Origin of the sequence: Clostridium thermobutyricum DSM 4928 (genome assembly GCF_002050515.1) — a bacterium.
Taxonomy (GTDB): domain Bacteria; phylum Bacillota; class Clostridia; order Clostridiales; family Clostridiaceae; genus Clostridium; species Clostridium thermobutyricum.
The window spans coordinates 1-12283 of the sequence record NZ_LTAY01000064.1; the positions used below are offsets into that span (position 1 = coordinate 1).

The following is a 12283-nucleotide window of genomic DNA, read 5'->3' on the forward strand; positions in this document are numbered from 1 at the left end:
AGTTGAGATAGTTTATTATAAAATAGGCTGAATTATAAAAAATTTTAAATTTATATAGAATTTAAGTAGATAGAAGAAAATATATTCTAGAGTAACATCTCACAATATAATGAAAATGAATATAAATAGATTATTAACATGTAATATTAAATAAATTCAGAGAAAATTGTTAGAGTAAGATTTTATAACAAAACTATACTTTAACAACTTTTTACGTGATTGGTTTAGTATTAGTCTTTAGTACTTAAAATAAATTAAAACTCAAAAAAATAGTGAGAATAGCCATGTATAGTTATTCTCACTATTTTTTTGTTTGTATTATGTATGTTTTGAGTTTAATTTTAGCAAACTGCTAACTATTAATACTCTCTGTGGTGTGGTAAATCTTTTAAGTTATTGTTTTCGTCTCCATCTGGACTAGATTTTAAATATTCTTCTCCATTTCTTGAAGAAACAATTACATCTTTGATTTCACCATTTTTAGCCATTTGAACAGCTTCTTCAACGCTAACTGTTTCACCATTAGATAGTTTGTAACCAGCAGCAGCAGAGCTACCTTCTTTAGTTAAAACTTCAGTTATACATGCTAAGTTTGAATTGTTTTGAGTTTTTGAATTTTTCATAATAAACACCTCTACTTTCTACATTAATAGTATGTGGAGTGATTAGATATATATACTTAGAAATTTATGGATTAACTAGATGGTATAGGTTTTTTATTTAATACAAATATCATCTGTATAAGTTAAGATAATTTATGCTGATTGAAGATTATTTTTTTATGTCTAAAATTAAAAAAATAATAATTTTTATTATATTGGTGCTAAATTAAGAAAATCTCATAGGATAATATTATAAAAAGTAAATTTAGAGGTATAAAATGGAAAATTATAAAAGGCAACAGGAAAATTCATATAAATATACTTTGGCTAACACTAATTTAAGAGCGGAAAAATCTACTTCTGCAAATATAATTACTGTAATACCAGCTTTAGAAATGGTTCAAGCTATTGAAGCAGAGGAGGATTGGTATGAAGTATTATATAAAGGACAAAGAGGATATATGTATAGTGATTATTTATCTAAGACAAAATATACATGGACAGATGTTACTTTAAGATCTTATCCATCTGCTGAATCAAATCCAGTGACTATAATTCCACCAAAATCTATAGTGCAAGTGTTATCAGTAAATGGAGATTGGAGTCATGTTATATATGATAATAAAAAAGGATATATATTTAGTTATTTTCTTTCTGATGATGGAAATCCACCTGAAGGATATGATTTTAAATATTTTTACACTGACATGACAAAGTTTGTAAATGATAATAAAATTAAAAGTCCTACTACAAATTTAATTACAACTGATTTAGAAAATAAACTTACTTATATATTTGAAAAAAACAATGATGGTTCATGGAAGTTATTATATAAGTGGTCATGTACAGTAGGTAAGCCTAGTACACCAACTATTAAAGGAACTTTTTATGTTAGCGGTAGAAAGCCTTATTTTGGATCTGATACTTATAGAGTAAAATATGCTACTAGAATTAGAGGAAGTTATTATTATCATTCAATTTTATTTAATGCAGAAGGAACTGAAATTATTAATGATGTACTTGGAATGGCATTAAGTCATGGATGTATTAGATTAGCAGTAGAAAATGCTAAATGGATTTATGAAAATATATTAGATAAAACAACTATAATTATAAATTAAAATATATATAAGCTCTATTAGTATCTTATCTAATAGAGCTTATAAAATTTAAAAAATAATTCTGAAATTATTTATATATAGAAAAAAATATAAAAATAATATTTTAAAAATATTATTAAAATAATTTTATTTAAAATACTCGTAAATGAAAATTAAAAATAAAAAAAGTATTAACAAAACTCAATAAATAATATATATAATTTATTAATTAATATATTATTTATTGAGTATATAAATTTCTTATAATATAATAAAAAATAATAAATAGATATTTATTAAAAAACAAAGGAGAGATAGAAGTGGCATTAAAAAATTTTACATTTGGATTATTTCCAAATCCTTTAGAATATGTAGGTTCAATTACGACTTCAGAAAACATACAACTTCTTAGAGATTTATATGAATTTTTAGAGAAAGAGGAAATACCTTTTGATAAAAGAAAAAAGGAATTAGCTTACAGATGTGAATATAAGAAAGAGAATAATATATCAGAATATAAAGTTTACGATATAAGTGATAATTTATTAAATATTATAATAATAGATAATAATAATAATACAATTGAATTAATAAGAAATCCTTAAAATATTGACAAAAAAGCATTTACTTTAAATAGTAAGTGCTTTTTATATTAAATTTTCTAAAAATATTTCCAAAATAATCCAAAAGATGATATAATGAATATATTAATTTTAAATAAATAGTTTTTATATAAATTAATAGATATTAATAAATTTATTAATAACAATATTTTTATTATGTAGAGTAATCTTTTTTAATAGTGATATAATAATAAAAAGTTAAATAAACTATTTTAGGAGGAATTTTAGATGAAATTAGATGAAAAAATATTAAGTGAAGAATTAATGCATAAAGGAAATTTTCTTAAATTCGTAAATGTTACAGTAGAGCTTCCAGATGGAAAAAAAGGAACAAGAGATATTATAAGACATCCTGGTGCATCTGCAATATTACCATTTATAGATGATGAAACTGTAATATTAGTTAAGCAATTTAGAACAGCTTTAAATAAAATTTTAATTGAAGTTCCAGCAGGAAAATTAGAAAAAGGAGAAGATCCTTTAGTATGTGCTAGCAGAGAGCTTGAAGAAGAAACAGGCTATAAATCAGATAATATAGAATATCTTGGTACAATAGCAACTGGTGCTGGATTTACAGATGAAGTTATACATTTATATAAAGCTACTAATCTTTATGAAGGAATTAAATGTGGAGATGAAGATGAATTTATAGATATTATGAAGTTAAAAATTTCTGATGTGAAAAAGATGATTAAAAATGGAGAAATAATAGATACAAAAACAATATCTACTTTTATGTATATAGATTAGAATAAAACGCTTATTTTCTTAAGATTTTTATAAGTAACATATTTTCAATTAAATAAGAATATTTTATCTTTTTAAAACATAATAATATTTATAACTATTTAGGAGGATAGAATAGATGAAATTATTGGCTAAGAAAATAGGTGATACTTTTGAGGAGCAAAAATTCTACTATTTAATAGTATTGTTATTTTTCTGTATAGGTGTAGTTATTGGAGTATATGCTGTAAAGTATATGAGTCTTACAGATAGACAAGATTTAACAAGCTATTATTCAAGCTTTATAGAAAACATTCAAACTAATGAAATAAGCTATGCAAATTTGTTATTTGAAATATTCAAGAAGAATATAATAATTATAATTCCAATTATAATTTTAGGATTTACTTTTTTTGGTAGCCCTATAATTTTAATAATAAATTTAATGAAAGGATTTTCAATTGGATACACTTTCACATTTTTATTAACTATGTTTAATGGAGATGGTCTTATGTTAGCAGTTTCTTCACTTGTTCCACAAAATATTATATATATACCTTGTATTGTGGCTACTAGTATTATTGCATTAAGCCTTTCAACATTAAAATTTAAAGAAAAGTTTATTAAGAAAATGCCGATAAAAAATTTATTATTAAATAAAGGCGGAACTAACATATTATTGATAATACTTTGCATATTTATAATTGGTATGATAATTGAAGCTTACCTATCTCCAAATTTGATAAAGTTAGTTGTAACTAAATTTTATTTATAAAATGGAAATCAAGAGATGAAACTGAAGGGGAATTTATAAATTGTTGAATAGATATAAGTAATGGTATTAGGAGAGTAAAATGTTAGAAATTATTGAGAATTACAAAGAGTATTTATTTAAAAATGACAAAAGTGAAAATACTGTTTACGCTTATGTAACTGATGTAAATCTTTTTATTAAATTCTTAAATGCAAATAATAAGGAGCTTTATACTTCAGATAATGTAGCGATAATTGCCTATATACAAAATTTACTTGATACAGGTAAGTCTGAGAGGTCAATTAATCGTATTGTTATAAGTCTTAGAAGCTTTTATGGTTTCTTGAAAACAAAATCTTTAATAAATGATATTCCTAAGATAACTTATAAAAGTAGTAGAAACACAAAAAAACTTCCGCAAATACTTACAGTTGATGAAGTAGATAAGATAATTAAATCTATTGATAAAACTGGCGTAAAGGGAATAAGAGATAATGCTCTTCTTGAACTTATGTATGCAACTGGAATGAAAGTATCAGAGCTTATAGCATTAAATAATGAAGATGTAAATTTAGATTTATGTTTTGTTAAATGTACTGATAATAAGCATTATGAAAGACTTATTCCAATAGGAAGAAGTGCAACAAGAGCTTTAGAAGAATATATTTTAGTTAGAAATGATATTGCGGAAGCTGGGGAAGATAAGCTTTTTGTAAATTTAAATGGAAAGGGATTAACAAGGCAAGGTATTTGGAGAATAGTAAAGGAATATTCTCATAAAGCTGGAATAAAAAAAGAAGTCAATTTAAATACATTTAGACATTCTTTTGCGGTGCATATGCTTCAAAATGGTGCAAATGTAAGAGCAGTTCAAAAGCTTCTAGGAAATCAAGTTTTGACTTATATGGATACTTATTATGAAATAATAAATAGTGATAAAATAAATCTTGTTTATAAAAATGCACATCCAAGAGCTTAAAATATTAAAAAGTTAAAATAAAATGATTTTTGTAAATTAGTATATACATAATTTAAAATTATTTTTGTATAGACTTTTTATAAGATTACAAACCTTTTAGAAAATTTTTCTAAAAGGTTTATTTTTTTATAAAAATATAGATATAAATAATAATTAACAATAATATGGAGATAATAAGTTCTAAGGAGGGATTGTAATGAAAAAAACAATAAACATAAGAAAAATATTAATAATAGCCATATGTGTATTTATGGTTATACCTTTTTTTAGTCCATTAGCCTTAGAAGATAAAGAGAGAAAAGATACAACAGAATCTAGTGACGGAATGAAAGTAGAAGCTAAATCAGCATTATTAGTTGAGCCAACTACTGGTAAAGTAATATATGAAAAAAATGCTGACCAAAAATTTGCACCAGCATCTGTAACAAAAGTAATGACCATGTTATTAGCAATGGAAAGTGTAGATAGTGGAAAAAATAAGCTTACTGATAAAGTTACTTGTAGTGAAAATGCTAAAAAAATGGGTGGAAGTACCATGCTTTTAGAAAATGGAGAAATAAGAACTTTAGAAGAACTTTTAAAAGGAGTTGCTATAGCATCAGGTAATGATGCAGCAGTAGCAATAGCAGAATACATAGGTGGTTCAGAAGAAAATTTTGTTAAGATGATGAATGATAAAGCAAAAGAGCTTGGTATGAAAAATACACATTTTAACAACTGTACTGGATTACCATCAGAAGGCCATGTTTCAACAGCTAAAGACATAAGTTTAATGTCAATGGAATTATTAAAACATAGAGACATATTAAAATATTCAAGTATTTATATGGAAACTATATCAGAAGGAAGAAAAAGCCCTATAGAATTAGTAAATCATAATAAATTAGTTAGATTTTTTAAAGGATGTGATGGTTTAAAAACTGGATACACATCAGAAGCTAAATATTGTATTTCAGCTACAGCTACAAGAGATGGTGTAAGAATGTTAGCTGTAATAATGGGAGCTCCTACATACAAAATAAGAAATAGAGATGCAGGTATGCTTTTAAATTATGGTTTCTCTAAATTTGAAGGTAAAAAGATAGTATCTAAAGATCAAGTAATTGGAGATGCTAATTTATCAGATGAAACAGATGAATTATTTGAAGCAAAAGCAAAAAATGATTTAATTGCTGTATTAGAAAAAGGACAAAAAGGTAAGATAGAAAAGAAAATTATACTTGATAAGACTAAAGATAAATTCAAAGCTGGTGAAATTGTAGGTAAATGTGAATTATACAATGGAAAAGAATTAGTTGGTGAAGTAGAAATATATACTGATAGAGATATATCTAAACCAGGAGTGTTTACAAAGATTAAATATAAAATAAAAAATATATTTAAATCTAAAGATGAAAAAGAAAATACAGAAACAAATAAAAAAGACAATAAAGTTAACGAAGAAGATAAAAACTTAAAGAAGGCTAGCTAAAAGAAAAAAGACGATTTATACTACTTTATAATAGTATAAATCGTCTTTTGTTTTATACTGTTTTAAAACATGTAAACATAGTGTATAATTAGTAAAGAAATATATTATGGAGGGCATAAATGGATAAACCTAAAATTAAAGTAAAAGTTGCAGATTTTGAAGGGCCATTTGATTTGCTATTACATTTAATAAAAAAAAATAAGATGGATATCTATAATGTTGAAATATTCAAAATTACAAATCAATATTTAGGATATTTAGAAGATATGAAAAAAATGGACTTAGAAATAACTTCTGAATTTATTGTTATAGCAGCAACTTTAATAGAAATAAAATCTAAAAGTCTACTTCCTAAAATAAAGAAAGAAGATGATGAAGTAGATGAAGAGGATATTGAAAAAGCTCTTTTAGAAAAATTAATAATTTATAAGAAAATAAAAGCTTCAACAGAGTTCTTTAAGAAGAAGGCGTTAAATGTTGGATGTACATATAGCAAAAAAGCAGAAGTAATAGAAGTGAAAAAAGAGAAATTTAATAATGATGATCTTTTTAATAATATAACATTAGTTGACTTATATAACATATACAATGAGTTATTAGAAAATTATTCTAAAAAACAAAATAATAATATAGGAATAATAAACAGAAATATAAAAAGAGATGATTATAAAATAGAAGATAAATATGAATATATATTAAATGTATTGTCAATGCATGAAAAAATAAATTTTACTGATGTAATATACAATTGTTCATGTAAATTAGAATGTGTCGTAACGTTTTTAGCATTATTGGAGCTTATAAAACAAAAAAAAGTAAAAGCATATCAAATTGAGAATTTTGGAGAAATAATAATAGAGGGATGTAAGGAAGATGAATAAACTAAATATAAATCAATTTGAATTTGATGAAGTTTCAAAAAAAAATATATATAAAGCTGCAATAGAAGCTATGCTTTTTGTAAGTGGAGAACCTTTAAGTCTTAGAGATATAGCAGTAAATTTAGAAGTTACACCAAAATTTGCTGAAGAGTTATTAGGCGAAGTTATGTTAGATTATGAGATAAATAACAGAGGAATAAAGCTTATACTTATAAATGGAATGTATCAACTTGTTACTAAAGGAGAATATAGTGAATACATAGAAAGATTACTTAATAAAAATAGAAGACAATCATTAAGTCAAGCTTCTTTAGAGAGTTTATCAATAATAGCTTATAAACAACCAATAACTAGAGTTGATATAGATGAAATAAGAGGTGTTAAGTCAGATAGTGCAATTCAAAGACTTATAGAAAGAGAATTAGTAGCAGAAGTTGGAAGATTAGAAGTAATAGGACGACCTATACTATATGGAACTACAGATGAATTTTTAAGACAATTTGGACTTTCAGGATTAGATGAACTTCCGTCATTAGATTTATTTTCAGTTGAAGATGAGAAAATAGAAGAAGAAAATATTTTTGAAGATGATATATTAGAAGATGATATATTAGAAGATGATGAATAAAATAAAAAAGACTTCACCAAAGTGAAGTCTTTTTTATTTATTTTACATCGTATCCATTAACAGATGAAGTAGAATCATTTGAATCATATTGACGATTAATACCATATGATTCTTCAACAACTTCTACTTTGTCATTGTTTTGTGATGTTTTATTTTTAGAACCTTTTTTATCACCAAAATCTTTGCAAACATCTTTAAACATTTCTAAAACTTGAGGAACAGTATCAATTATTCTGTCATAAGTGCTGTCTTGTTCTACAGGTAAAAGTCTTACACAATCTTTTTTAACTACTAAAAATGAAACTGGTTTTACTGAAACTCCAGCTCCTGAACCACCAGCAAATGGATAATCAACTTGGAAATCAGAAGATAATTTATTTTTAGAATCAAATTCAGATCCTCCTGAAGCAAATCCAAATGAAACACGTGATATAGGAATTATACAAGCTCCATCTTTAGTTTCAACTGGAGAACCTATAATTGTATTAACATCTATCATGTCCTTTAAGTTTTCCATAGTACTTTTCATTAAATTTTCTATTGGATGTTCTTTATCTCTATTCATAATAATTTCCCTAATGGGAGCACCTCCTTATAGTATAAAACTCTTTAATAATAATAAGTATCGTATAAATAATCTGCCCAATTGAAATTTTAATTATACATTTACTTTTAAAATTAATTAGTAATTTATCTTTAAAAACAGGATTGACTTTAAATTTAGAATCTTTAATTTTAAATACTACTAAAATAATGTTATATAATATTGGGAATAAAGCAGATATAGCTCCGTATGCAATAGCTGTATTCTTAGGATCTGATAAAGAATAATTAAAAGTAGTATCAAAAATTAATTTTGGTTTATAAGACCGATGCTTTAATTTATAAAATAATAACTTTATAAAAGATGGTGATATATTATCCTTTATGAAATTATTTAATTTTTTAAATTTATTTTTCTTTGAAAAATTAATTTTTGTCTTTTGTTTTTTTGACTTTATGCCTTTATCTTTCGGTAGTATTTTGAAATTATAAATTTTAAAACTAAATGTAGAATCTATATATGAAAAACTTAAGGTTAATTTTATTGGAATTAGAAGAATAAAAAGTGATATTAAAAAAATTATAAGTAATAGTTTCATATATAAAGCCTCCATTAGTCAATAGTTTTATTATTAACTATGATTAGGAAAAATATACTATGGACAAAAAATAAAATATAGGTATATAAAATAGATTTTATCTCAAAATATTATAGAGGTGATTTTAATATGAAGAGTTTAAAAAAACTTATAATTATTTTCTTATGTACTTTATCAATAGGAGTTATATTTGAAAGAGAAGCCTTTGGATTTGGAAAAGACCTAAGAATAAATGGAAGATGTGCAATAGCTATAGATAAAGAAACTGGTCAAGTATTATTTGAGCAAAATGGATATGAGATAGTTGAAATGGCAAGTACAACAAAAATTTTAACTGCTTTAGTATCTATAGAAAATGCTGAATTAGATCAAAAATTTGTAGTTAGTAAAAATGCATCATCTTGTAGAGGTTCAAAAGTAGGTTATAAAGCTGGTGAAGAAATAACTGTTAAAGAATTATTATATGGACTTATGTATAAATCAGGAAATGATGCTGCTATAACTTTAGCGGAAGGAATTGGAGGATCTGTTGAAGAATTTGCAAGAATAATGAATCATTATAGTTCTAGTCTTGGGCTTATAGATTCACATTTCCAAACACCTCATGGGTTAGATAAAGAAGACCATTATTCATCTGCCTATGATTTAGCAATTTTAGCTTCTAAGGCTATGGATTATCCAATGTTTAGAGAAGTTGTTGGAACAAAATCAATAACAAAGGATAAGTCAGGATTTACAAGAGACTACAATAATATAAATAAAATTCTTTGGCAAATAGAAGGAGCTAATGGAGTTAAGACAGGATATACAGGTAAAGCAGGAAAATGTCTTGTAACATCTGTAAATAGAAATGGAAGAGATATAATAATAGTTGTATTAAATTGTCCTGGTAGATGGAAAGAAACTCAAAAAATTTATGAAAATGTAAAAGATAAATGTCCAGTAAAAAAAGAAAAAGAGACTACAAGTAAATTATTAGGTGAAGAAGTAGCATTTGCATATAATCCAGGAAATAGAAGTGAAAAAATAGAAGTTTCTAATAAAAATCTAGAATTAGATGGAGGAGAGACTTTATTAGCTTATAAAGTGATTAATAGTAATAGAAGTTTAAATGATTGTAATTCTGAGAAAGAAGCAATTTTAGATGAAGAAGATATAATAAAATTTTTATACTAGAAAAAAGGGAAAATACTTTTTGTATTTTCCCTTTTTATGAAATTTAGAACCAAAATTATATATGAATAATACTTTATATAAGAGAATTAAATTATAGGAGAAAGATATGAGAGAGAGATTTACTTGCATAGATTTAGGGACAAGTTATTGTCCTTGTCATCTAGCTGAAAGTGGAGATTGTATTCTTTGTTCACAACTTAGAGGAAAATGCTTCTGTGATTGTAAGGATTGGAATGGAGTATGTGTTTATAGTGAGTTTTGTAATAACAAGAAGAAAGCTAAAGAGGGAAGAAAAACATATGACTGTAAAGTAATAGAAATAAAAAAATATGCAGAAGATATATTATCTATAAAAATCCAAGTTACTAGACAGTTTGCATTTGACCTTTCTAATCCAGGAAGTTATGTATTTGTTAGAAAAGCTGAAGAAGGATATTTTGATACTCCAATATCAATTGTAGAAACAAATCCAGAAGAAGAGTGGATAGAGTTTATAGTTAAAATAGCAGGGGTGAAGACAAAACAATTAGAAGAATTAAATTTAAATGACATTGTTAAAGTAAGAGGACCATATTTTAATGGAGTATTTGGAAGAAAAGAAATTTATAAGTTAAAAGAGGAACAAGTTTTAATTATTGGAAGAAATGTTGGACTGGCACCTGTAGTACCAGTTATAAAAAGATTAACTAGAGAAAACAATAAAATTTATTTATTAAAAGATTTAGCGGGAATTAATAAGGATTTCTTAAAAGAAGAATTAGATAATTATAATCCAATAATAGAAGAAAATGAAATTATCTCTAATGGTAAGCTAACAGATTGGATAAAAGAAAGAATAAATTATTATATAAACAAAGGAGTAAGTCATATACACATAGGAGGAGCAGATATAATTACTTATCTAGTAATAGAATATTTAAATGATATAAACAGAAATGATATAACTCTTTCTTGTTGTAATAATTTTAAAATGGCCTGTGGAGAAGGAGTCTGTGGTGCTTGTACAATAAGATATGATGGAGATAAAGTGAGAAGATATTGTAAATATCAAACTGATCCAAGAACAGTTTTTAAAGGAAGGTGGCTAATATGATAAAAGTTGTAGTAATTGGTGGAGGATGGTCTGGATGTGCAGCAGCAATTTCAGCTAAAAAAGCAGGAGCAGAAGTTCATTTATATGAAAAAACTGATCTTTTACTTGGACTTGGAAATGTAGGCGGAATTATGAGAAATAATGGAAGATTTACAGCTGCAGAAGAACTTATAGCAATGGGTGCAGGTGATTTAGTAGAAATTTGTGATAGATGTGCACTGCATAAAAATATAGATTTTCCTGGGCATACTCACGCAACACTTTATAATGTAAATATAATAGAAAGTGAAGTCAGAACTCACTTGGAAAAGTTAGGTATAAATATTTATACAGAAAAGAGAGTTGTAGATGTTGATTTTGATGGAAAGAAAATAAATGGAATTTATCTTCAGGATGATAGTTATATTGAAGGAGATGTATTTGTAGAAACAACAGGGTCAACAGGACCTATGGGTAATTGCTTAAGATATGGAAATGGATGTTCTATGTGTGTATTAAGATGTCCAGCTTTCGGTCCAAGATTAAGTATAAGCGAAAGATGTAATATTGAGGATATAAAAGGAGAAAGAAAAGGAGATGAATTAGGTGCATTTTCAGGATCATGTAAATTAGCAAAAGAAAGTTTATCTAAAGAGGTAAGAGAAACTTTAGATAAAGAAGGAGTAGTTGTATTAAAAGTTCCTAATGATCAAATAAATTATGAGAAATTAGGAAAAAAAGTTTGTCAGCAATATGCTTTAAAAGAGTTTGCTGAAAATGTGATATTGCTTGATACTGGTCATGCAAAACTAATGTCTAGTTTTTATAATTTAGAAAAATTAAGAAAAATAAAAGGTTTAGAAAGAGCTAAATTTGTAGATCCTTATGCAGGAAGTAAAGGAAATTCTATAAGATATCTTTCTGTAGCACCAAGAACTAATGAGATGCAAGTAGAAGGTGTTGAAAATCTTTTCTGTGGAGGAGAAAAATCAGGACTTTTCGTTGGACATACAGAAGTATGATTATCTAAATTACTAAAACTATAACTTATAAGTAAATATAAATTCTATTTATAAGTTATAGTTATTTCTTTAGAATCACTATTCCAAACAATTTTATCTATTATTTC

At 25.3% G+C, this 12283-nt stretch carries 13 protein-coding genes and 1 pseudogene; 11 read left to right on the forward strand and 3 right to left on the reverse strand.

Features of this window, described 5'->3' with window-relative positions; genetic code table 11:
• Positions 1-359 precede the first annotated feature (359 nt).
• Positions 360-623: a DUF3892 domain-containing protein gene (locus tag CLTHE_RS12095; RefSeq protein ID WP_080023707.1), complete on the reverse strand. Its 264-nt coding sequence runs from the start codon at positions 621-623 to the stop codon at positions 360-362.
• A gap of 257 nt (positions 624-880) precedes the next feature.
• On the opposite strand from CLTHE_RS12095, the gene CLTHE_RS12100 reads away from it, so the two are divergent.
• The 8 genes from CLTHE_RS12100 to scpB all read left to right on the forward strand — a co-directional run bounded on the left by CLTHE_RS12100 (position 881) and on the right by scpB (position 7764).
• A complete protein-coding gene (locus CLTHE_RS12100) occupies positions 881-1723 on the forward strand; it encodes a L,D-transpeptidase family protein (RefSeq protein WP_080023710.1) in 843 nt (280 codons plus the stop codon).
• Positions 1724-2022: 299 nt separating this feature from the next.
• Positions 2023-2307, forward strand: a complete 285-nt coding sequence (locus CLTHE_RS12105) for a hypothetical protein (RefSeq protein WP_080023712.1) — start codon at positions 2023-2025, stop codon at positions 2305-2307.
• A gap of 246 nt (positions 2308-2553) precedes the next feature.
• Positions 2554-3075, forward strand: a complete 522-nt coding sequence (locus CLTHE_RS12110) for an NUDIX domain-containing protein (protein ID WP_080023713.1) — start codon at positions 2554-2556, stop codon at positions 3073-3075.
• A gap of 115 nt (positions 3076-3190) precedes the next feature.
• On the forward strand, positions 3191-3826 hold the full coding sequence (gene spoIIM, locus CLTHE_RS12115; RefSeq protein ID WP_002597750.1) for a stage II sporulation protein M: 636 nt from the start codon (positions 3191-3193) through the stop codon (positions 3824-3826).
• Between the two features lie 79 nt (positions 3827-3905).
• The gene (locus CLTHE_RS12120) at positions 3906-4784 is read left to right on the forward strand and encodes a tyrosine-type recombinase/integrase (protein WP_002597751.1); all 879 of its coding nucleotides are present in this window, start codon (positions 3906-3908) and stop codon (positions 4782-4784) included.
• A 196-nt stretch (positions 4785-4980) separates the two neighbouring features.
• The gene (locus tag CLTHE_RS12125; RefSeq protein WP_080023714.1) at positions 4981-6255 is read left to right on the forward strand and encodes a D-alanyl-D-alanine carboxypeptidase family protein; all 1275 of its coding nucleotides are present in this window, start codon (positions 4981-4983) and stop codon (positions 6253-6255) included.
• Between the two features lie 119 nt (positions 6256-6374).
• Entirely contained in the window at positions 6375-7136 is a 762-nt protein-coding gene (locus CLTHE_RS12130) for a segregation/condensation protein A (RefSeq protein ID WP_080023715.1), read from the forward strand.
• Complete coding sequence (gene scpB, locus CLTHE_RS12135; protein ID WP_080023716.1) at positions 7129-7764, forward strand: SMC-Scp complex subunit ScpB; 636 nt, start codon at positions 7129-7131, stop codon at positions 7762-7764. Before CLTHE_RS12130 ends, scpB begins: the two co-directional genes overlap by 8 nt.
• A 37-nt stretch (positions 7765-7801) precedes the next feature.
• Here the strand turns inward: scpB and ytfJ are convergent, their stop codons facing one another.
• A complete protein-coding gene (ytfJ, locus tag CLTHE_RS12140) occupies positions 7802-8329 on the reverse strand; it encodes a GerW family sporulation protein (RefSeq protein WP_080023717.1) in 528 nt (175 codons plus the stop codon).
• A 10-nt stretch (positions 8330-8339) separates the two neighbouring features.
• Positions 8340-8921, reverse strand: a complete 582-nt coding sequence (locus tag CLTHE_RS17235) for a DUF2953 domain-containing protein (protein ID WP_080023718.1) — start codon at positions 8919-8921, stop codon at positions 8340-8342.
• 114 nt (positions 8922-9035) lie between these two features.
• Here CLTHE_RS17235 and CLTHE_RS12150 point away from each other — a divergent pair, with 114 nt between their 5' ends.
• The 3 genes and pseudogenes from CLTHE_RS12150 to CLTHE_RS12160 all read left to right on the forward strand — a co-directional run.
• Entirely contained in the window at positions 9036-10082 is a 1047-nt protein-coding gene (locus CLTHE_RS12150; RefSeq protein ID WP_080023719.1) for a D-alanyl-D-alanine carboxypeptidase family protein, read from the forward strand.
• Between the two features lie 106 nt (positions 10083-10188).
• Entirely contained in the window at positions 10189-11175 is a 987-nt protein-coding gene (locus CLTHE_RS12155) for a sulfide/dihydroorotate dehydrogenase-like FAD/NAD-binding protein (RefSeq protein WP_080023720.1), read from the forward strand.
• A pseudogene (locus tag CLTHE_RS12160) lies at positions 11175-12170 on the forward strand (FAD-dependent oxidoreductase); the annotation flags it as partial. The gene CLTHE_RS12155 and the pseudogene CLTHE_RS12160, both read left to right, overlap by 1 nt.
• Positions 12171-12283: the final 113 nt, after the last annotated feature.

Excerpts from the sequence above, each read along its gene's own strand:
- CLTHE_RS12095 (WP_080023707.1), bottom strand. The coding sequence starts at position 623 with ATGAAAAATTCAAAAACTCAAAACAATTCAAACTTAGCATGTATAACT.
- CLTHE_RS12100 (WP_080023710.1), top strand. The coding sequence starts at position 881 with ATGGAAAATTATAAAAGGCAACAGGAAAATTCATATAAATATACTTTG.
- CLTHE_RS12110 (WP_080023713.1), top strand. The coding sequence starts at position 2,554 with ATGAAATTAGATGAAAAAATATTAAGTGAAGAATTAATGCATAAAGGA.
- spoIIM (WP_002597750.1), top strand. The coding sequence starts at position 3,191 with ATGAAATTATTGGCTAAGAAAATAGGTGATACTTTTGAGGAGCAAAAA.
- CLTHE_RS12120 (WP_002597751.1), top strand. The coding sequence starts at position 3,906 with ATGTTAGAAATTATTGAGAATTACAAAGAGTATTTATTTAAAAATGAC.
- CLTHE_RS12125 (WP_080023714.1), top strand. The coding sequence starts at position 4,981 with ATGAAAAAAACAATAAACATAAGAAAAATATTAATAATAGCCATATGT.
- CLTHE_RS12130 (WP_080023715.1), top strand. The coding sequence starts at position 6,375 with ATGGATAAACCTAAAATTAAAGTAAAAGTTGCAGATTTTGAAGGGCCA.
- scpB (WP_080023716.1), top strand. The coding sequence starts at position 7,129 with ATGAATAAACTAAATATAAATCAATTTGAATTTGATGAAGTTTCAAAA.
- ytfJ (WP_080023717.1), bottom strand. The coding sequence starts at position 8,329 with ATGAATAGAGATAAAGAACATCCAATAGAAAATTTAATGAAAAGTACT.
- CLTHE_RS17235 (WP_080023718.1), bottom strand. The coding sequence starts at position 8,921 with ATGGAGGCTTTATATATGAAACTATTACTTATAATTTTTTTAATATCA.
- CLTHE_RS12150 (WP_080023719.1), top strand. The coding sequence starts at position 9,036 with ATGAAGAGTTTAAAAAAACTTATAATTATTTTCTTATGTACTTTATCA.
- CLTHE_RS12155 (WP_080023720.1), top strand. The coding sequence starts at position 10,189 with ATGAGAGAGAGATTTACTTGCATAGATTTAGGGACAAGTTATTGTCCT.